Annotated in this window: 17 protein-coding genes; 12 read left to right on the top strand and 5 right to left on the bottom strand. The window is 69.5% G+C overall.

The genetic code is table 11. The features are described 5' to 3' along the window. The first annotated feature begins 183 nt into the window (after positions 1–183). The 6 genes from F9278_RS12520 (at position 184) to F9278_RS12495 (ending at position 4,841) form a co-directional block, all read left to right on the top strand. A complete protein-coding gene (locus F9278_RS12520; RefSeq protein WP_020115348.1) occupies positions 184–621 on the top strand; it encodes a DUF3052 domain-containing protein in 438 nt (145 codons plus the stop codon). 189 nt (positions 622–810) lie between these two features. Then, positions 811–1,269, top strand: coding sequence for a peroxiredoxin (locus F9278_RS12515; protein WP_152173823.1), 459 nt, complete (start codon positions 811–813; stop codon positions 1,267–1,269). A gap of 112 nt (positions 1,270–1,381) precedes the next feature. Next, on the top strand, positions 1,382–1,957 hold the full coding sequence (locus F9278_RS12510) for a calcium homeostasis/redox stress adaptation protein (protein ID WP_152168395.1): 576 nt from the start codon (positions 1,382–1,384) through the stop codon (positions 1,955–1,957). Positions 1,958–2,138: 181 nt separating this feature from the next. Further along, the gene (locus F9278_RS12505) at positions 2,139–2,714 is read left to right on the top strand and encodes a TerD family protein (protein WP_033527290.1); all 576 of its coding nucleotides are present in this window, start codon (positions 2,139–2,141) and stop codon (positions 2,712–2,714) included. A 126-nt stretch (positions 2,715–2,840) separates the two neighbouring features. Further along, the gene (locus tag F9278_RS12500) at positions 2,841–3,986 is read left to right on the top strand and encodes a DUF475 domain-containing protein (protein ID WP_152168394.1); all 1,146 of its coding nucleotides are present in this window, start codon (positions 2,841–2,843) and stop codon (positions 3,984–3,986) included. A gap of 114 nt (positions 3,987–4,100) precedes the next feature. Beyond that, on the top strand, positions 4,101–4,841 hold the full coding sequence (locus F9278_RS12495) for a TerD family protein (protein ID WP_152173822.1): 741 nt from the start codon (positions 4,101–4,103) through the stop codon (positions 4,839–4,841). 22 nt (positions 4,842–4,863) lie between these two features. On the opposite strand, the gene F9278_RS12490 is transcribed toward F9278_RS12495, so the two are convergent. Beyond that, positions 4,864–5,712, bottom strand: a complete 849-nt coding sequence (locus F9278_RS12490) for a TerD family protein (protein ID WP_152168393.1) — start codon at positions 5,710–5,712, stop codon at positions 4,864–4,866. A 190-nt stretch (positions 5,713–5,902) separates the two neighbouring features. Here F9278_RS12490 and F9278_RS12485 point away from each other — a divergent pair, with 190 nt between their 5' ends. The 3 genes from F9278_RS12485 to F9278_RS12475 all read left to right on the top strand — a co-directional run bounded on the left by F9278_RS12485 (position 5,903) and on the right by F9278_RS12475 (position 10,529). Beyond that, on the top strand, positions 5,903–7,066 hold the full coding sequence (locus F9278_RS12485) for an HpcH/HpaI aldolase/citrate lyase family protein (RefSeq protein WP_152168392.1): 1,164 nt from the start codon (positions 5,903–5,905) through the stop codon (positions 7,064–7,066). Positions 7,067–7,161: 95 nt separating this feature from the next. Further along, positions 7,162–9,711 carry a phosphoribosyltransferase gene (locus F9278_RS12480; RefSeq protein ID WP_152168391.1) on the top strand — a complete coding sequence of 850 codons (2,550 nt, stop codon included), beginning with the start codon at positions 7,162–7,164 and terminating at the stop codon, positions 9,709–9,711. Beyond that, positions 9,711–10,529 carry an HAD family hydrolase gene (locus tag F9278_RS12475; protein ID WP_152168390.1) on the top strand — a complete coding sequence of 273 codons (819 nt, stop codon included), beginning with the start codon at positions 9,711–9,713 and terminating at the stop codon, positions 10,527–10,529. Before F9278_RS12480 ends, F9278_RS12475 begins: the two co-directional genes overlap by 1 nt. An 18-nt stretch (positions 10,530–10,547) precedes the next feature. On the opposite strand, the gene F9278_RS12470 is transcribed toward F9278_RS12475, so the two are convergent. Both F9278_RS12470 and F9278_RS12465 read right to left on the bottom strand, forming a co-directional pair. Beyond that, positions 10,548–11,270, bottom strand: a complete 723-nt coding sequence (locus F9278_RS12470) for a DedA family protein (RefSeq protein WP_404819009.1) — start codon at positions 11,268–11,270, stop codon at positions 10,548–10,550. Positions 11,271–11,384: 114 nt separating this feature from the next. Further along, a complete protein-coding gene (locus F9278_RS12465; protein ID WP_152168388.1) occupies positions 11,385–11,606 on the bottom strand; it encodes an FmdB family zinc ribbon protein in 222 nt (73 codons plus the stop codon). A 470-nt stretch (positions 11,607–12,076) separates the two neighbouring features. Between F9278_RS12465 and F9278_RS12460 the strand changes: the two genes are divergently transcribed. From F9278_RS12460 to F9278_RS12450, 3 genes are all read left to right on the top strand, one after another. After that, positions 12,077–14,203 (top strand): transglycosylase domain-containing protein, encoded by a 2,127-nt coding sequence (locus F9278_RS12460; RefSeq protein ID WP_152173821.1) that lies wholly within the window; start codon positions 12,077–12,079, stop codon positions 14,201–14,203. Positions 14,204–14,250: 47 nt separating this feature from the next. Continuing rightward, positions 14,251–15,537 carry a polysaccharide deacetylase family protein gene (locus tag F9278_RS12455; protein ID WP_152168387.1) on the top strand — a complete coding sequence of 429 codons (1,287 nt, stop codon included), beginning with the start codon at positions 14,251–14,253 and terminating at the stop codon, positions 15,535–15,537. A gap of 134 nt (positions 15,538–15,671) precedes the next feature. Next, positions 15,672–16,814, top strand: coding sequence for an amidase domain-containing protein (locus F9278_RS12450; protein WP_152168386.1), 1,143 nt, complete (start codon positions 15,672–15,674; stop codon positions 16,812–16,814). Between the two features lie 19 nt (positions 16,815–16,833). Here F9278_RS12450 and F9278_RS12445 read toward each other — a convergent pair whose 3' ends face one another. After that, on the bottom strand, positions 16,834–17,412 hold the full coding sequence (locus F9278_RS12445) for a DUF4383 domain-containing protein (RefSeq protein WP_152168385.1): 579 nt from the start codon (positions 17,410–17,412) through the stop codon (positions 16,834–16,836). 130 nt (positions 17,413–17,542) lie between these two features. Beyond that, complete coding sequence (locus F9278_RS12440; protein ID WP_226966721.1) at positions 17,543–19,060, bottom strand: hypothetical protein; 1,518 nt, start codon at positions 19,058–19,060, stop codon at positions 17,543–17,545. Positions 19,061–19,131 lie beyond the last annotated feature (71 nt).

The following is a 19,131-nucleotide window of genomic DNA, read 5'->3' as shown; positions in this document are numbered from 1 at the left end:
AGCTGTGAATCCGCGCAGAGAGTTGCGGTGACACGGCCCGGATCGTCACCGTTTCGGCGGTCTGGAAGGCTGGGTACTTGCGCGATCCGTCCCGCCCGTGTGGACTACGGCCATTGCTTCGCGCACGCGCGTGGCTGATTCCCCAGGGGGCGACCCCATCCGAACATGATCAGGAGGCAACCCGTGAGCGCGACCGCGGACCACGCGGAGGAGCGGACGAACCCTGCCGCGAGGCTGGGGTTCCAGCCCGAGCAGGTGGTCCAGGAGATCGGCTACGACGACGATGTCGACCAGGAGCTCCGCGAGTCCATCGAAGAAGTCGTAGGCAGTGAGCTCGTCGACGAGGACTACGACGACGTGGCCGATGCCGTCGTGCTGTGGTTCCGAGACGACGACGGCGACCTGACCGACGTACTGGTGGACGCCACCACGTACATCGAGGAGGGTGGCTCGATCCTGCTGCTGACGCCCAAGACCGGGCGTGACGGCTATGTGGAGCCCAGCGACATCTCCGAAGCCGCGACGACCGCGGGACTGTCCGCGTCGAAGAGCGTCAGCGTCGGCAAGGACTGGAGTGGGAGCCGGTTGGTGACGCCGAAGGCGGCGAAGTCGAAGAAGTAGTGAAGCAGTGACGTTCGCCTGAGATTCCGGTTGGGTTCCGCGCGATGACACCGCGGCTCCGTCGCGGCCTGTCGCGCGGTTCCCCGCGCCCCTGGAGGGGCCCCTTCGTGGCCACCCCTCCAGGGGCGCGCTGTTTCCGCTGCGTAGGCTGGGCCACCCGAACAGTCCATGAAGGGACTCAGGAAGATCATGGCGATCCAGGTCGGCGACAAGGCACCCGACTTCGAGCTCAAGGACAACCACGGCGCCACCGTGCGGCTCTCGGACTTCCGGGGCGAGAAGAACGTGGTGGTGCTCTTCTACCCGTTCGCGTTCACCGGGGTGTGCACGGGCGAGCTGTGCGAGCTGCGGGACAACCTGCCGAAGTTCGTGAACGACGACGTACAACTGCTGGCGGTGTCGAACGACTCGATCCACACGCTGCGGGTCTTCGCCGAGCAGGAGGGCCTGGACTACCCGCTGCTGTCGGACTTCTGGCCGCACGGCGAGGTCTCCCGGGACTACGGCGTGTTCGACGCGGACAAGGGCTGCGCGGTGCGCGGCACGTTCATCGTCGACAAGGAGGGCGTCGTCCGCTGGTCGGTCGTCAACGCCCTGCCGGACGCCCGTGACCTGAACGAGTACCTCAAGGCCCTCGACACCCTGTGATTCTTCGGTTCCAAGCCCTGCGGGGAACGGGAACCCGTCACTAGGATCGACACGTTGATCCGACACCAACGCACGACGGGGCTCCCGCCCCAGAAACCAAACGGAGGACTTCGTGGGAGTCAGCCTCAGCAAGGGCGGCAACGTATCGCTGACCAAGGAGGCGCCGGGCCTGACCGCGGTCATCATCGGACTGGGGTGGGACATCCGCACCACGACCGGTACCGACTTCGACCTGGACGCCAGTGCCCTGCTGCTGGACGCGTCGGGCAAGGTCAGCAGCGACGCCAACTTCATCTTCTTCAACAACCTGAAGAGCCCGGACGGCTCGGTCGAGCACACCGGTGACAACCTCACCGGTGAGGGCGAGGGCGACGACGAGCAGATCAAGGTCAGCCTCGCGACCGTCCCGGCCGAGATCGAGAAGATCGTCTTCCCGGTCTCGATCTACGACGCCGAGAACCGCCAGCAGTCCTTCGGCCAGGTCCGCAACGCCTTCATCCGCGTGGTGAACCAGGCCGGCGAGGCGGAGATCGCCCGTTACGACCTCTCCGAGGACGCCTCCACCGAGACCGCCATGGTCTTCGGCGAGCTGTACCGGCACGGCGCCGAGTGGAAGTTCCGCGCCATCGGACAGGGATACGCCTCGGGCCTGCGCGGTATCGCCCAGGACTTCGGTGTGAACGTCTGAGTCACGGGGGAGGACCCCCGTGAACCACAGACGCACCACGTCCGGCGCCGCCGTCGTTCACCGACCGCGGCGCCGGACGCGTCCGCGTACGCGAGGGCGGGCGGCCCACGCGTACGCGGACATACGCGGACAACTGAACAGTTGAGCAACGGAAGCTCGAAAATCGGGGAGGACCAGCACCATGGGCGTCACACTCGCCAAGGGAGGCAATGTCTCCCTCTCCAAGGCCGCACCGAACCTCACGCAAGTGTTGGTCGGGCTCGGCTGGGACGTTCGGACCACCACCGGAGCCCCTTTCGACCTCGACGCCAGCGCGCTGCTGTGTCAGGGCGGGCGGGTGCTGGGGGACGAATGGTTCGTCTTCTACAACAACCTGAAGAGCCCGGACGGCTCGGTCGAGCACACCGGCGACAACCTCACCGGCGAGGGCGACGGCGACGACGAGTCGCTGATCATCGACCTCTCCCGGGTGCCGGCCACCGTCGACAAGATCGTCTTTCCGGTCTCCATCCATGACGCGGAGAACCGCGGCCAGGCGTTCGGCCAGGTCAGCAATGCCTTCATCCGTGTCGTCAACCAGGCCGACGGTCAGGAACTCGCCCGCTACGACCTCTCCGAGGACGCCTCCACCGAGACCGCGATGATCTTCGGTGAGGTGTACCGCTACGGCGGCGAGTGGAAGTTCCGCGCGGTGGGGCAGGGGTACGCGTCCGGTCTGCGGGGCATCGCACTCGACTTCGGTGTGAATGTGTCGTAGCGCTTCTCCATGTGAAAGCCGGGGCGTTGTGGGGTGCGCGGGGTACCCGACTAGACTTCGGGTTCAAAGTTTCGTAAAGCCGCGCGCGGCGCGGGGGAACCCCGTACACACACGATTGGGTAGCCAGTGGTTCTGAAAACCTTCGGCTGGTCGTTCGCGGTCACCGCGCTCGGCTTGGTCGCAGCGGTTCTGTTCGGAGGATGGACGGCCCTTGGGATCGTGGCCATCCTCTCCGTCCTGGAGATCTCGCTGTCGTTCGACAACGCGGTGGTGAACGCCGGGATCCTGAAGAAGATGAATGCCTTCTGGCAGAAGATCTTCCTCACCATCGGCATCCTCATCGCCGTCTTCGGTATGCGGCTGGTCTTCCCCGTCGTGATCGTCGCCATCAGCGCCCAACTCGGCCCCATCGAGGCCGTCGAACTGGCGTTCAACGACAAGGATCGCTACGAGCAGCTGGTGACGGACGCCCATCCGACGATCGCGGCCTTCGGCGGCATGTTCCTGCTGATGATCTTCCTGGACTTCGTCTTCGAGGACCGCGAACACAAGTGGCTCGCCTGGCTGGAGCGCCCGCTCGCCAAGCTGGGCAAGATCGACATGCTGTCGACCTGTATCGCGATGATCGTCCTGCTGGTCACCTCGATGACCTTCGCGACCCATGCCCACCAGCATGGCGGCACCCATGTCGACAAGGCGCAGACCGTACTGGTCGCCGGTCTCGCGGGCCTCATCACCTATCTCGTCGTCGGCGGCCTCTCGGGCTTCTTCGAAGGCAAGCTGGAGGAAGAGGAGGAGCGCGAGCACGAGGAGGAGGAAGAGGCACGGCGCACGGGCAAGGCGCGTACACCCGTGGCCCTCGCCGGCAAGGCCGCGTTCTTCATGTTCCTCTACCTGGAGGTCCTGGACGCCTCCTTCTCCTTCGACGGCGTGATCGGCGCCTTCGCCATCACCAACGACATCGTCCTGATGGCGCTGGGTCTCGGTATCGGCGCGATGTACGTCCGGTCGCTGACCGTGTACCTGGTCCGCCAGGGCACCCTCGACGACTACGTCTACCTGGAGCACGGCGCGCACTACGCGATCGGCGCCCTCGCCGCGCTCCTCCTGATCACCATTCAGTACCAGATCAGCGAACTCATCACCGGTTTCATCGGGGTCGTCCTGATCGGCTGGTCCTTCTGGTCCTCGGTCCGCCGCAACAAGGCGCTGGCGGCCGAAGAGGGCGACGCGGACGCCGCCGACAAGTCGGAGGTCTCCTCCGGGGTGTGACCACCCGCGGGGTGAGGGCAGGCTCTGAGCGGGGCGGCCGACGAGGACTCCTCCTCGTCGGCCGCCCCGCTGGTGGTTGACGTGACGACACGGCTAGGTGTGGGGCGGGCGGGCATGAGTTTCCTGGACAACCTCTGGCGCGGGCGGGCCTCGGAGTTCGACGCGGGCAACGCGGCGACCAACGCGATCGAGCTGACCAAACGGCACCAGAAGGTGTCCCTGTCCAAGCAGAACGCCGCAGCGGGCCATCTGCGCGTCAACCTGTCCTGGCGGATGCGGACGTCCGACATCGGCGCGCCCAAGCGGCAGAGCGTGCTGCGGCACCCCTTCAAGGCCCTGCGGCCGGAGGAGGTGCAGGCGCACAGCCAGAGCATGGTCAACGTCGACCTCGACCTCGGCTGTCTCTACGAGCTGGCCGACGGCACCAAGGGGGTCGTGCAGCCGCTGGGCGGCTTCCTCGGGGACATCAACGAACCGCCGTACATGCGGCTCAGCGGGGACGACCGGTTCGGGTCGGGGTCCGGCGAGACGATGTACATCAACCTCGACCACCGGGACGCCTTCAAGCGGATGCTGGTGTTCGTCTACATCTACGACCAGACACCGGCGTTCGACCGGACACACGCGATCGTCACGCTGTATCCGAGCAACGGGCCGCGCATCGAGATAGGCCTGGACGAGCGGCATCCGCAGGCGCGGTCGTGCGCGGTGGTGATGATCGAGAACGTCAAGGGGGAGATCACCGTGCGCCGGGAAGTGAAGTTCGTCTATGGCTTCCAGGCCGAGCTGGACCGGTTGTACGGGTGGGGGTTGCAGTGGGGGCGTGGCTACAAATCCAAGGCCGATCAGCGATGAGGTGGGTCTGCGGCGTAAGGCCTCAGCGGCCGATGAACTGCGGGCCCTGAGGCGGCAGACGGAAGTCGGGGTCCAGGGCCGCCGCCGTGGGCTGGGGGTAGCCGTAGGCCGGGCCGTTGGTGGTGGCCGGGGTCGGCTGGGGGTGCGGGTAGCCGTAGGCGGGCTGGGTGGGCTGCCGGGTCGGCGCCGCCGGGGGATAGCCGTACGCGGGCTGGGACGGGACGCCCGTCGGGGGCTGCTCGGGTGGCAGGGGCGCCGAGATCTCGGGGGCCGGCGTCTGGGTCGTGGCCGTCAGGTCGGCCGCCGCCGCTGCCGACTCGTCGACCAGGATGCCGAAGTTCGTGGCGAGACCCTGGAGACCGTTGGCGTACCCCTCGCCCAGGGCGCGGAACTTCCAGCCGCCGCCCCGGCGGTACAGCTCACCGCAGATCAGCGCGGTCTCCTCGCCGGTCTCGGGCTTGACGTCGAAATACGCCAGCGGCTCGGCGTCGGCGTCGGTGGCGTCGTACAGCAGGATGCGCAGGGACCGTACGCGGTCGAAGCGGACGGGTTCGCCCTGCTCGTCGTCGGCGGAGGCCACGATGAGAATTTGGCCGACGGCGGACTCGACACCCGAGAGATCGGTCTGGATGGTGTCGGTGAGGCCGTCCGACACACGCTTTTTGCCCAGCCGCCACACCTTGCCCGAAGGGTGGCGCGGCTGGTTGTAGAAGACGAAGTCCTCGTCGGATCGTACGCGTCCGTCGGGGCCGAGGAGCAGCGCCGAGGCGTCGACGTCCGGGGAGTTCTGGCCCGCCGCCCAGCGCAGCACGGCGCGGACCGCCGTGGCCTCGATCGGGACGTTCGACCCCTTCAGCATCGCGTGCGTCATGCGGTCATCCTGCCCTCTCGGTCCTGACCACGACAACGCGGGGGCGTCGAATCGTCGGGGAAATCGTCCGACGCCCGACATGGCCGGGTTACCAGAACTTCACGCCCGGCGGGAACTGATGTCACACATTTGTACGTACTATTACCGGCCACGATCGTGACCGGACGCCCAGCAGCCACGGGGGAACCACATGCGTCATTTCGGGCACATCGCCCCTGAGGAGCGTCGTCGTCTCTTCTACCGGGAGCCGGGCGTCTTCGACGCCGACTCCCCCTCCCGCGTGCTCGCCGCCGCGCTCGGCGCCACGCTCTACAGCCCGGCGACCCGCGAGCGGCTGGCCGACGACATCGTCAAGCAGGCCGGGCGTGGCGTGGTCTCCATGGTGCTGTGCCTGGAGGACTCCATCGACGACGCCGAGGTCGTGGGCGCCGAGGAGAACCTCGTCCGGCAGTTCGTCGACCTCGCCGGACGCACGGACACCGAGCTTCCGCTGCTGTTCATCAGAGTCCGCTTCGCCGAGCAGATACCCGACCTCGTCCGCCGTTTCGGCCCGGCCGTACGGCTGCTGTCCGGTTTCGTGTTCCCGAAGTTCACCGAGGAGCGCGGGATCGCCTTCCTGGAGGCGCTCACCGCCGCCGAGGCCGCGAGCGGGCGGCGGCTGTTCGGTATGCCGGTGCTCGAATCGCCCGAGCTGATGTACAGGGAGACGCGCGTAGAGGCGCTCCAGGGCATCGCCCACACCGTCGACAAGTACCGCGACCGCGTCCTCGCGCTGCGGCTCGGCGTCACCGACTTCTGCTCCTCCTACGCCCTGCGCCGGGCACCCGACATGACCGCGTACGACGTCCAGATCGTCGCCTCCGTGATCGCGGACGTGGTCAACGTGCTGGGGCGCGCCGACGGCACCGGGTTCACGGTGACCGGGCCGGTGTGGGAGTACTTCCGGGTGCAGGAACGTATGTTCAAGCCACAGCTGCGCACCAGCCCCTTCCTGGCGAACCGGGCCGGGGAGCTGCGTGAGTCGCTGATCGAGCACGCGCTGGACGGTCTGCTGCGCGAGATCTCCCTCGACCAGGCCAACGGGCTGCTCGGCAAGACCTGCATCCATCCCACGCACGTCCTGCCGGTGCACGCGCTGTCCGTGGTCAGCCACGAGGAGTTCGGCGATGCCCAGGACATCGTGCGGCCCGACCGCAACGGGGGCGTCCTGCGGTCCGCCTCCCGCAACAAGATGAACGAGGTCAAGCCGCACCGCGCCTGGGCGGAAAGGGTTCTGCAGCGTGCCGAGGTGTTCGGTGTCGCCAACGAGGACATCGGGTTCGTGGATCTGCTGGCGGCGGGGCTGCCCGACTGAACGTCCACGCCCCACGCCGATGTCCATGCCCATGCCCATGCCCATGACCGTCTTCACGCCGTACCGACGTGACCGACGTACCGACTAAGGAATCGATGACTAACGCAGCGAACGACACGACCGGCGGGGTCTGGTCCGGGGCCTGGGTCCGGGAGCGGCTCGGGGTCGAACTGGTCGGGGACGCGGAGCTGGGCGGACTGCTGGGACTCGCGCTGCGGCGCAACCCCAAGCGGGCGCATCTGCTGGTGTCGAACGTCCTCGGCAAGCATGTGCCGCAGTCGCCGGCCGTCGTGCACGGGCACGGGTTCGCGCTGGGCCGCCGGGTGCGGGAGCTGCTGGGGCCGGCCGGGGCGCGGACCGCTGTCGTCCTCGGATACGCCGAGACGGCCACCGGGCTCGGGCACTCGGTCGCGGACGGCGTGGGCGAGGCGCCCTACCTCCACTCCACCCGGCGCCCGGTCGAGGGCGTCCACCAGGCCGGCGGCTTCGAGGAGTCCCACTCCCACGCGACCTCGCACCTGCTGCTGCCGGAGGACCCCACGCTGCTCGCGGGCCGGGGGCCGCTGGTCCTCGTCGACGACGAGTTCTCCACCGGGAACACGGTCCTCAACACCATTCGCGCACTGCACGAGCGGTATCCGCGGGGGCGGTACGTCGTCGTGGCGCTGGTCGACATGCGCTCGGCCGCCGACCAGGGGCGGCTGGACGCGTTCGCCCGGGAGATCGGGGCCCGGGTGGATCTGGTGACCGCGACCAAGGGGACCGTGCGGCTGCCGGACGGGGTGCTGGAGAAGGGGCAGGCACTGGTCGCGGAGTACGAGGGGACGGGCGCGGGAGCGGGCGCGGGGGCGGGGGCGGCCGGGGACGGCGGGGCCGCCCGGGTCACCACCGTCGAGCTGGGCTGGCCCGACGGGGTGCCCGACGGCGGCCGGCACGGGTTCACCCCCGCCCATCGGGTGCGGCTGGAGCGCGCGCTGCCCGCGATGGCCGCGCGCCTCGCCGGGGCACTGCCCGCGGAGGCCCGCCGGGTGCTCGTGCTCGGCTTCGAGGAGCTGATGTACGCCCCGCTGGCGCTCGCCCGGGAGTTGGAGAAGGCGGCGGAGGGGCTGGACATACGGTTCTCCACCACCACACGGTCGCCCGTGCTCGCCGTCGACGACCCCGGCTACGCGATACGCAGCCGGATCGTCTTCCCGTCGCACGACGATCCGGCGGACGGGCCGGGGGAGCGGTACGCCTACAACGTGGCCGGCGGCGGCTTCGACGCGGTGATCGCCGTCGTCGACTCGGTCGCGGACACACCCGCCCTGCACGCCCCCGACGGCCTGCTGGCCACCCTCGCCGCGCACACCCCCGGCGTGCTCCTCGCCGTGGTGCCGTCGTACGTCCCGCCGACCGCGGCACGGGCGCTCACCCCCACCACCGCACCCCGCACGCGTACGCCGGTGCCTACGCCCGCGACCCCGCACCTCACCGAAAGGCCCTCCATGCTCCCCGACCCCCTGCGCGGCCCCGACTTCTCCTCCTACGCGCCCGAGGAGGTCGGCTGGCTGCTCCAGGATCTGTCGGAGGTGACGCTGGAGGCGCCCACCGAGGAGCGGGAGGAGGCCATCCAGAGCGGCGGGGCGCACTACGCGGAGTCCCTGCCGGTCGAGTACCAGCCCAGTGAGCGGTACCAGGCGCTCTTCCACAGCGCGCTGGAGGAGTCCGCCGAGCGGATCGCGCTGGCGGTGGGGGTCGTCACCGAGACCGTGCTCGCCGAGCGTTCCGCGCGGCCCGTCCTCGTGTCGTTGGCGCGGGCCGGGACACCCGTCGGTGTGCTGATGCGGCGGTGGGCCGAGTACCGGCACGGGATCGAGGTGCCGCACTACGCCGTGTCGATCGTGCGCGGGCGCGGTATCGACGCCAACGCGCTGCGCTGGCTGGCCGCCCATCACGACCCCGCCGACGTCGTGTTCGTCGACGGCTGGACCGGCAAGGGCGCCATCACCCGGGAACTCGCCGCCGCCCTGCTGGAGTTCGAGGAGTCCGACGGCATCACCGGCTTCGACCCGGAGATCGCCGTGCTCGCCGACCCCGGGTCCTGCGTGCGGACGTACGGCACACGGGAGGACTTCCTGATCCCGTCCGCCTGCCTCAACTCGACCGTCTCCGGGCTGATCTCACGGACCGTGCTGCGCGCGGACCTCGTCGGGCCCGACGACTTCCACGGGGCCAAGTTCTACCGGGAGTTGGCCGGCGTCGATGTGTCGGTGGACTTCCTGGACGCCATAGCCGCGCGGTTCGCGGAGGTCGCCGACGCCGTCGACGCCCGTACCAAGGAACTGCTCGCCGCCGACCGCACCCCCACCTGGGAGGGCTGGGCGGCCGTCGAGCGGATCAGCGAGGAGTACGGGATCCACGATGTGAACCTGGTCAAGCCCGGTGTCGGCGAGACCACTCGGGTGCTGCTGCGCCGGGTACCGTGGAAGATCCTCGCGCGGGCCGGGGCGGGCGCGGACCTCGACCACGTACGTCTGCTCGCCGAACAGAGAGGGGTACCGGTGGAAGAGGTGGCCGAACTGCCGTACACATGCGTGGGGTTGATCCACCCGCAATACACGCGGGGCGCGACCGGTGCCGACGGCAGGGCGGTGGCGGTCTGATGCCCGGTCCCAGGGTTCTCGTCGCGAGCGATCTCGACCGTACGCTCATCTACTCGTCCGCCGCGCTCGCGCTGACCATGCCGGACGCGCGGGCGCCCCGGCTGCTCACCGTCGAGGTGCACGAGAGCAGGCCGCTGTCGTACATGACGGAGACGGCCGCGCGGCTGCTCGCCGAGCTGGGGGACACGGCGGTGTTCGTGCCGACCACGACCCGCACGCGCAAGCAGTACCAGCGGATCAATCTGCCCGGCCCGGAGCCGGCCTACGCGATCTGCGCCAACGGCGGGCATCTGCTGGTGGACGGTGTCACGGACACCGCCTGGCACGAGCGGGTCACCGCGCGGCTCGCGCGGGAGTGCGCGCCGCTCGCCGAGGTCCGGGACCACCTGGAGGCCACGGCGGACCCGGTGTGGCTGCGCAAGCTGCGGGTCGCGGAGGAGCTGTTCGTCTATCTCGTCGTGGAGCGCGAGCTGCTGCCCGAGGAGTGGGTGAAGGGGTTCGCGGTGTGGGCCGAGAACCGCGGGTGGACCGTGTCGCTCCAGGGCCGCAAGCTCTACGCGGTGCCGAGGCCGTTGACCAAGTCGGCGGCGATGCGGGAGGTCGCGCGGCGGACCGGGGTGGAGTTGACCTTGGCCGCGGGGGATTCGCTGCTCGACGCGGATCTGTTGCTGGCGGCGGATCGGGCCTGGCGGCCGGGGCACGGGGAGCTGGCGGACGAGGGGTTCGTGGGGCCGACGGTTGCCGCGCTGCCGGAGCGGGGTGTGGTGGCCGGGGAGCGGATTCTTCGGGAGTTCTTGCGGGCCGTGCGGGAGCGCTGACGCGGGGTTCGGGGCCGGTCAGGGGGTGGGGGTGCTGTGCGTTTCGGGCTGTGGGTTCGTCGTGGCTTGTCGCGCCCGCGCGGCGGAGCCGCTTGTGTCAGCGCCCCGCGCCCCTGAAGAGGGCCTGCGCCTCTTCAGGAAGCGGGCCACCGCGAACGCCAGGACCGCCAGGGCCGCTCCCGCCAGGACGATCTTGGAGTAGGTCGAGGCTATCGCCGTCACCTCTGTCCAGTTGGCGCCCAGGAAGTAGCCGGCCAGGACGAAGGCCGTGTTCCACAGGGCGCTGCCGAGGGCGGTGAGGAGGGTGAAGACCGGCAGGGGCATGCGTTCCACGCCGGCGGGGACGGAGATCAGGCTGCGGAAGACGGGGATCATCCGGCCGAAGAAGATCGCCTTGGTGCCGTGCCGGAGGAACCACGCCTCCGTCCGCTCGATGTCCGAGACCTTGACCAGGGGCAGCCTGGCGGCGATGGCGACCGTGCGCTCGCGGCCGAGGGCGGCGCCGACGCCGTAGAGGGCGAGGGCGCCGACGACCGAACCGGCGGTGGTCCACAGCAGGGCGGCCAGGAGGCTGATCTGCCCGGTGCTCGCGGCGAAGCCGGCGAGGGGGAGGACGACCTCGCTGGGGATCGGCGGGAAGAGGTTCTCCAGCGCGACCGCGAGGCCCGCGCCCGGCGCGCCCAGCAGATCCATCAGACCGATGATCCACAGGGGCGCGCCGCTCATCGACTCCGCTTGCATGGCTGTCATGGGGGCACGCTAGGCGAGCGAAGCTGAAGAGAGCCTGAGAAAACCCGGACGCCGGCGGAACGGTGAACGATCACGGCCCGTCGACCGTTGATCGAAGTGTGTTGATCAACCGCAGCAGCCGCCTCCGCAGCACCCGCCACCGCCGCCGCCTGTCCGGGGCGTGGGTGCGGACGCGACGGCCGACCCTCCGACGGCGACCGTCGACAGAAGCTTGACCGTGTCGGAGTGGCCATCGGGGCAGTCCGCGGGGGCGGACGACTCGGCCATCGGGCGGCTCAGTTCGAAGGTGTCGCCGCAGGTCCGGCAGCGGTACTCGTAGCGAGGCATGGGCCCAGGCTAGCCGTCGTCGGGCCGGGGGCAAGGGGGCTTGTGTTTGGCTGGTCGATCACACTGGCCAAATTTTCACGCTACTGACAGAAGCAGTTGTGAAAGTGACTGATAATTTGTGGTCGCTGTGTGGAGGCCGAAAGGCTGGGGGAACAGGGGGCTCACGGCCGCGGGTGTGGCGGCTGTGACCGTCCACACGGGCGATGCCAAGTGGGGAGGGGGGACAGTAGTGACCGCTGTCCTTTGTCGATCGGGAGCCATGTGTCCCGGTCGTAAAGTCGCCGTGCGCGGGCGGACGGTTGCCGCGCGGGGCCGAACGATTGCCGTGCATCGCCGGTGCCGCCCGGGTGCGGGAGCCCGGCGTGACTGACCCGGGGAACATGACCGGTTCCGAGGGTGAGCGCCGTGCGCGCCGTCGGCGTGCCCCGGCGGAGGGGCGGGGCGAGGAGGTGCGGGAGTCCGACCTCACGATGCAGCTGAAGCTTCCGCCCGCCCCGCCGGACGAGACCATGCAGCTGCGGCTGCCCGAGCCGGGCGCGTTCGACCTTCCGCAGGAGCAGCCGAAACCGGGAAAGAGGGGCAGACGCAAGGCGCCCAGGCCGTCTGTTCTGGCCAGATTCACCGCCGTCGCCGGCTCCCGGCTGGCGCCTTTCGCCCCGTTCGCCCGCCGGCTGCGCCCGCGGTACCCGCGTCCCGGCCGTACGGACTGGCGGCGCTGGGTGCCGTCCTGGCGGCAGTCGCTGGCCGCCGCGGGGCTGACCGCGGGCTGCGGCGGCATGTTCCTGACCGTCGCCTACGCCGCCACGGACATACCGGCCGACCTCAACACCTTCGCCACCCAGCAGGACAATGTGTACTTCTGGTCCGACGGCACGCCGATGGCCCGCACCGGCTGGGTGCGGCGGCAGGCGATGCCGTTGAAGGACGTCCCCGAGGACGTGCGCTGGGCGGTCCTCTCGGCGGAGAACGCGAGCTTCTACTCCGACCCCGGTATCTCCGTCAGCGGTATCACCCGCGCCCTGGTGCGGACCGTCGGCGAGGGCGACACCCAGGGCGGCTCGACGATCACCCAGCAGTACGTGAAGAACGTGTACCTGTCGCAGGATCGTTCGCTCGGCCGCAAGTTCGACGAGGCGATGATCGCCCTCAAGCTCGACAACCAGATGAGCAAGGACGAGATCCTGGAGGGCTACCTCAACACCAGCTGGTTCGGCCGCGGCACCTACGGCATCCAGCGGGCCGCCCAGGCGTACTACGGCAAGGACGTCAGCGAGCTGAACGTCAGCGAGGCCGCGGTCCTCGCCTCCCTCCTCAAGGGCGCGGGCCTCTACGACCCCACCCTGAGCAAGGCCAACCACGAGCGGGCGGTCGAGCGCTGGGAGTGGATCCTGGACCGGATGGTCGCCATCGGCAAGCTGTCCAAGGCCGAGCGCGCCAAGTACACCAAGTTCCCCGAGCCGATCGAACAGTCCAGCCAGTACGACACCGGAAAGCAGACCGACTACCTGGTGCAGCTGGCCTCCCAGTACGCGCTGAAGGCCTCGAACCTCACGGCCCAGGAGTTCGACCGGGGCGGCTACCAGATCTACACGACCTTCGACAAGGACCGGCAGAACGAGCTGACCGACGCCGTGACCAAGGCACGCAAGGACGTGCGCAAGGACAACCCGAAGAAGGCGCGGACCGCCCACATCGGCGCCTCCTCGGTCGACGCCGACGGGCGGATCGTCGCCGTGTACGGCGGCCCCGACCACCGCAGCCAGGGCTACAACGAGTCCAACGCGACCACCGTCCCGTCCGGCTCGGCCTTCCTGCCGTTCGTCTACGCGGCCGGTCTGGAACACGGTGTCGTGAAGGAACGCGGCGGCGAGGCTACACCTGTCACCCCGCAGACGATCTACGACGGGAACGACGCCGTCCCGGTGACCACCCCCGAGGGGCCGTACTGGGACCGGGACGGCGACCAGGTCTCCGCCCACAACGACGGCAAGAAGTCCTGGGGCCCGATCAGCCTGCACGACGCGCTCGCCGGATCGGTGAACACCCCGTTCATGCAACTGGGCATGGACACCGGCCTGGACAAGGTGCGCGACACCGCCGAGGCCGCCGGACTGCTCTCCTCCAGCCTGGGCGCCCAGGTGCCCGCGCTGTCCGTGGGCAGCGCCACGCCCAGCGCGATCCGTATGGCCAGCGGCTACAGCACCTTCGCCGCCTCGGGGAAGCACACCGAGCCGTACTCCGTGCGGAAGATGACCCACAACGGGTCCAAGGTCGCCCTGAACACCCCCAAGCCGAAACGGGCCGTGGGCTCCGAGGTGGCCGCCGAGGTGACGTCGGCGCTCACCGACGCCTACCGCGCCGCCCACCCCGCCTCGCCCGGTGCCGCCTCCTACGAGGTGGCCGCCAAGGGCGGCACCACCCAGGACGACAAGGCCGCCTGGTATGTCGGAACGGCCGACGACGTGTCCACCGCCGTCGTCGTCTACCGCATCGACCTCGCCAAGAGCCTGGAGCCGCTGCCGCTCGACGGGATCGCCGGAACACCCAATTCCGGAATCCCCTACGACATCTGGTCCAGTGCGATGAGTATCGGCTGACCACCGATGAGCACCCGCACCCGCCACCCTCGCAGAATGAGCCGTACATGAACCCTGGCAGCAAGCCGCACAAGGGCCGCCGTCGCAAGGCGCGTCCGCCGCGCCGCACCACCCGCCCCCAGTTCCTGACCCTGGCCGCGCTCCTCGTGGTCGCCTCGCTGGTCGGCGGCTATCTGGTGCTGAATCGTTCGGCCGACACCGCGCCGACCGCTTCGTCGGCCGGCAGCGGCAGCGACAAGGGGGCCACGAAGAAGGAACCCGTCTGGGACGGCAAGACGAAGATCATCGGGGATGGCTCCACCTCCTACACGGGCCCGCAGAAGGGCCGGTTGAAGGCCGTACCGCTCAAGAAGGGCGAGAAGCCGCCGCAGTTCGTCGTCTTCTCCTGGGACGGCGCGCTCGCCGGGGACGACAACCTCTTCGAGCACTACCGGCAGATGGCGAAGAAGTACGACGCCCATATGACGTTCTTCCTCACCGGCATCTATCTGCTGCCCAAGGCGAAGCGGGACCTCTACGACCCGCCGCAGCACGACAAGGGCGCCGCCGCGATCAGCTACCCCACCGACGAGCACATCCGCACCACCCTGGCGGAGCTGAGCGAGGCGTGGAAGGAGGGCAACGAGATAGGCACCCACTTCAACGGCCACTTCTGCGGCGAGAAGGGCGGCGGCGACTGGAGCGTCGCGGAATGGAAGCAGGAGATCAAGGAGTTCAACGACTTCGTCGCCAACTGGAAGACCAACACCGGTGACACCGACCTCGACCCGCTGCCCTTCACCGTCGACGCCGTCAAGGGCGGCCGCGCCCCCTGTCTGGAGGGCCAGGAGAACCTGGTGAAGGCCGTCAAGGACTTCGGCTACCGCTACGACGCCAGCTCGCCCGGCGCCTACCAGGTGTGGCCCGGCAAGAAGAACGGCATCTGGGACTTCCCGCTGCAGATGCTCCCCTTCAACGACGACTACCAGGCCCTGTCGATGGACTTCAACTTCCTCTACAACCAGTCAGAGGGCCAGACCGACGGCGATCCCGCGATGTACTCCACCTGGCAGCAGGAGACCATCGACACCTACATGGCCGGCTTCAACCGCGTGTACTACGGCAGCCGGGCGCCCCTGCTCATCGGCAACCACTTCGAGCAGTGGAACGGCGGCATCTACATGAACGCCGTCGACGAGGTCATCAAGACCGTGTGCGTGAAGAAGGACGTGAAGTGCGTGTCCTTCGACGAACTCGCCGACTGGATGGACGTCCAGTCGCCGCAGACCCTGGCGAACCTGCGCGGGCTCGACCCCGCCCAGGCCCCGTCCGACTGGGCGACCGTGGTGAAGTAGGCGACCGTCGCGAGGTATTCGCGCGAATACCCATGTTGCGCAGTTGTTATTCCCCCCGACCTCACTCCTCTTGAGGAGGTCATGTAAAGATTCGTCTCTCGGGTAAGACCAACCCGGGGTCAAGGAGATTCCCAGTGAGATCAAGGACGTTGAGCCTCGCAGGCTCGACCCTCACGGCGGCCGTGCTGGCATCCGCACTGCTGCCCGTCACCGCCGCGCACGCCGCCGCGTCGACGCCCAAGGTCACCAAGGCCACCAAGGACGCCTTCGGTCGTGTCGCGGACAACGTGCTCACCGACCGCACCGCCGTCCTGCTCGGCAGCAAGGCCGCCCGCAAGGCGCTCAAGCCCACCGGTGGCGTCCAGCTGTCCGCAGCTCAGAAGAAGTCCGAGGACGGCAAGCTGACCGCCCTCAAGGGCACCAAGTCCCGCCTGGCCGGGCTGGGCGAGGCCTACACCTCGGCGGACACGAAGGTCACCGTCGACGGCGCCACGGTCAAGGGCAAGAAGGCCACGGTCAAGGTCACCGAGACCACGAGCCTCAAGTACAAGAAGATACGCGGCGACGAGCCCGCCTCCACCGGTTTCGACGCGCACCACGTGCTGACCTTCACCGCGCAGGCGAACGGCACCTGGCAGCTCACCGCGATGCGTTCCACGGACGGCGGCGCCCCGCGCATCAACGAGCCCGTGACCGCCTCGGCGGACGCCAAGCTCAGCCGCTCCACGATGGCCGTGCACCAGGCCCCCAAGGCGGCCACCACGCCCAACCCGGCCCCCAAGCCGAAGACGCTCACCGGCGGCGCCTACGACTACAGGGCGATGGCCACGTACACCGAGAAGTACTGGAAGAACTACAACCCGGCGTACCGCAAGTACAACTCCGCGGGCGGCGACTGCACCAACTACCTCAGCCAGGGCCTCCTGGCGGGCGGCTGGAAGCAGATCTCCACGGTCACGCCCGAGGAGTACGACACCTGGTACTACGCCTCGAACGGTACGGCCGACGCCTGGATAGGCGTCAACGAGTGGTCCTGGTTCACCCAGACCGCCAAGCGGACCACCGCGCTCGCGAACGTCTACCAGATGGACGTCGGCGACGTGATGCAGGTCGACTTCGACAAGGACGGGTCCAAGGACCACTCCATGATGACGACCTACCGCAGCTCCAGCGGCGTCCCGTACCTGACGTACCACGACGCGGACACCTACCGCCGTTCGGTCGCGAGCGTCATCGCCTCGTACCCGACCGCGAACTACTTCGCGTACCGCACCTGAGCCCAGCGAGCACGGTGTCTCACCCGGCGCCCTTCCCGTCGTCCGTCCCGGACTCGGGGAGGGCGCCGGCCCGTTCCGGGTGACGGGCCCGCCAGTACGGGTTGTCGTGCGGCAGCGCCGTGCCGACCCTGCCGTACATCCCGAACGTCATCAGCAGGATCCCGACGACAAAGCTGAACAGGACGTTCTGGATGCGGAACGCCAGGAAGTTGGAGTCGGTGTCCAGCAGCGCCATGTTGGCGAAGCCGCTCAGGATGAACAGGACGCCCAGGGTCATGTTCAGCGTGGAGGCGAAGTTCCCGCCGATCACCATGCCGACGAGCAGCAGCAGCCCCACGGCGATCGACAGCACGCTCAGCGTGCCGTTGGTGTTCAGCCCCACGACCTCGTCGCCGCCGGTGTCGAACCAGCCCACCTTGTCGATCAGGCCGAGGACGCCGAAGACGACCAGGAACAGCCCCATCAGGCCGGCCCCGAACCGGTAGACCCTGCTGAGCCGATGATCGACGGGCAGATGCTCGTCGATCCTGATCCGCCGTCGGGAACCCGCGTGCCGACCCTTGCCCGGACGCACCGTGTGCGTGGCATGTGTGGCCATGTCCGCCTCCCATCGCGCGAGCATGAGCGGAGGCCTGCCTGCCTACCTCCTCAGCATCCGCCGGGCCGCTCGGGCGGGCAACCCCGCGCGGATCCGGCCCGTCCGGGGCCCGAGGACGAGGCCGTGGAACTCAGGCCCCCGCCCCACGCTCCTTGCGGATCAGATCCACCACACGCCCCACGTTCTGCCGCACCGCCTCGGTCTCCGTCAGAAAGTGCCAGTAGTCGGGGTGACGCCCCTCCAGCGTGGCGATCGCCCGGTCCAGCCGGCCCACGGAGTCGTCCAGCGGACGGGCATGGCGCGGCTCCGGCGTGGAGCGCCCGGTCATGGCCAGCCGCTGGGCGTCCCGGATCGCGAACCTGGTCCGGTCGATCTCCTGCTGCGGGTCCTTCTGCACGGCGTTCAGCCGCCGCAGCCGGTCACCGGCCGCCGAGACCGCCTCGTCGGTGTGGTTCAGCAGCGCCCGGACCGTCGACAGCAGCGAGGTCGCGTCCGGCCAGCGCTGCTCGTCCCGCGCGGCCCGCGCCTCCCGCAGCTTCAGCTGCGCCTGCTCGACGTCCCGCGCGGCCTGGTCCGGCACCTGCTGGAGGTCCTGCCAGCAGGCCGCCACGAACCGCCGCCGCAGCTCGCTCAGCACCTGCGGCACCTGGCCCGCCCGGGTGCCCAGCGCCTCCGCGCGGGTACGCAGCGACACCAGCCGGTGATCGATCTCGGCGGCCTTCTCCGGCAGCCGCTCGGCCTCCGCCCGCACCGCCTCCGCCTCGCGCACGACCCGGTCGGCCCGCTCCAGCGTCTCCCGCACGCCGTGCTGCCCCGCCCCCTGGTTCAGCTTGGTCAGCTCCGGCGCGAGGGCCGCGAGCCGGGCGGCGAGATCGTCGGCCTTCAGCCCCGAACCCCGTACGGCGTCCAGCGCGTTCGAGGCGGCCAGCAGGCCCTGCCGGGCGCGCTCCACCGCCGGGACCAGGCGGGCCAGCTGGGTCTCGGCGGTGCCGAGCAGCGGGCCGAGCCCCTGGGCGAACCGGTCCAGCTCCTGCTTGACCCGCCCCAGCTCCTCCTTGGCCGCCGTCAGCTCGGCGCGCGCCCGGGAGGCCGCCGACGCCTCCAGATCGTCCCGGTCCAGGTCATGGGCGTCGACGGCGTTGATGTACTGGTGGCTGACCTCGTCGATCCGCCGGCCCAGCGCCGCGAAGCCGTCCGCCGCCCGGCGGGCGCCCGGGGAGTCGTCCACCGCCGTGATCGTCTCTATCGAGATCCGCAGATCCCGCTGTGCGGTGTCCAGCTCGTAGAACGCCGCCGCCGCCGCGTCCTTCGCCGCCTGCGCCTCGGCCCGCTGCCCCTCGGCCCGGCCCCCGAACCACCGCCGCGTACCGCCTCCGGCGAAGGCCGCGGGCAGGACGAGGGCGGCGAGCAGGGGGAGCGCGAGGAGGGCCACGGCGTCCCGGACGGGGGAGCGACGGCGGTAGGACTCCGGTCGTGGCGCGCGGCTGCCCGGTTCCGGTCGTGGTGCCCGGTTGTGCGGTTCTGGTCGTGGTGCCCGGTTGTGCGGTTCTGGTCGTGGTGCACGGCTGTGGGTGTGTCGTGCGCTCGGCGCACTCGGCGTGTACGGCTCTGCAGGTGTCGCCGTCACATCCCTCTCCCGTGCTGTCATCCGCCCTGACCGGTGCCCATTCTCCCACCGGTCAAGGACGAAAACACGGGGCGATCGGTTCGAGCTTCCCG

Origin of the sequence: Streptomyces phaeolivaceus (genome assembly GCF_009184865.1) — a bacterium.
GTDB lineage: Bacteria > Actinomycetota > Actinomycetes > Streptomycetales > Streptomycetaceae > Streptomyces > Streptomyces phaeolivaceus.
This window is presented reverse-complemented; position numbering and strand designations above follow the sequence as displayed.

Excerpts from the sequence above, each read along its gene's own strand:
- F9278_RS12515 (WP_152173823.1), top strand. The coding sequence starts at position 811 with ATGGCGATCCAGGTCGGCGACAAGGCACCCGACTTCGAGCTCAAGGAC.
- F9278_RS12505 (WP_033527290.1), top strand. The coding sequence starts at position 2,139 with ATGGGCGTCACACTCGCCAAGGGAGGCAATGTCTCCCTCTCCAAGGCC.
- F9278_RS12495 (WP_152173822.1), top strand. The coding sequence starts at position 4,101 with ATGAGTTTCCTGGACAACCTCTGGCGCGGGCGGGCCTCGGAGTTCGAC.
- F9278_RS12490 (WP_152168393.1), bottom strand. The coding sequence starts at position 5,712 with ATGACGCACGCGATGCTGAAGGGGTCGAACGTCCCGATCGAGGCCACG.
- F9278_RS12485 (WP_152168392.1), top strand. The coding sequence starts at position 5,903 with ATGCGTCATTTCGGGCACATCGCCCCTGAGGAGCGTCGTCGTCTCTTC.
- F9278_RS12480 (WP_152168391.1), top strand. The coding sequence starts at position 7,162 with ATGACTAACGCAGCGAACGACACGACCGGCGGGGTCTGGTCCGGGGCC.
- F9278_RS12475 (WP_152168390.1), top strand. The coding sequence starts at position 9,711 with ATGCCCGGTCCCAGGGTTCTCGTCGCGAGCGATCTCGACCGTACGCTC.
- F9278_RS12470 (WP_404819009.1), bottom strand. The coding sequence starts at position 11,270 with ATGCAAGCGGAGTCGATGAGCGGCGCGCCCCTGTGGATCATCGGTCTG.
- F9278_RS12465 (WP_152168388.1), bottom strand. The coding sequence starts at position 11,606 with ATGCCTCGCTACGAGTACCGCTGCCGGACCTGCGGCGACACCTTCGAA.
- F9278_RS12460 (WP_152173821.1), top strand. The coding sequence starts at position 12,077 with ATGCAGCTGAAGCTTCCGCCCGCCCCGCCGGACGAGACCATGCAGCTG.
- F9278_RS12455 (WP_152168387.1), top strand. The coding sequence starts at position 14,251 with ATGAACCCTGGCAGCAAGCCGCACAAGGGCCGCCGTCGCAAGGCGCGT.
- F9278_RS12445 (WP_152168385.1), bottom strand. The coding sequence starts at position 17,412 with ATGGCCACACATGCCACGCACACGGTGCGTCCGGGCAAGGGTCGGCAC.
- F9278_RS12440 (WP_226966721.1), bottom strand. The coding sequence starts at position 19,060 with ATGACAGCACGGGAGAGGGATGTGACGGCGACACCTGCAGAGCCGTAC.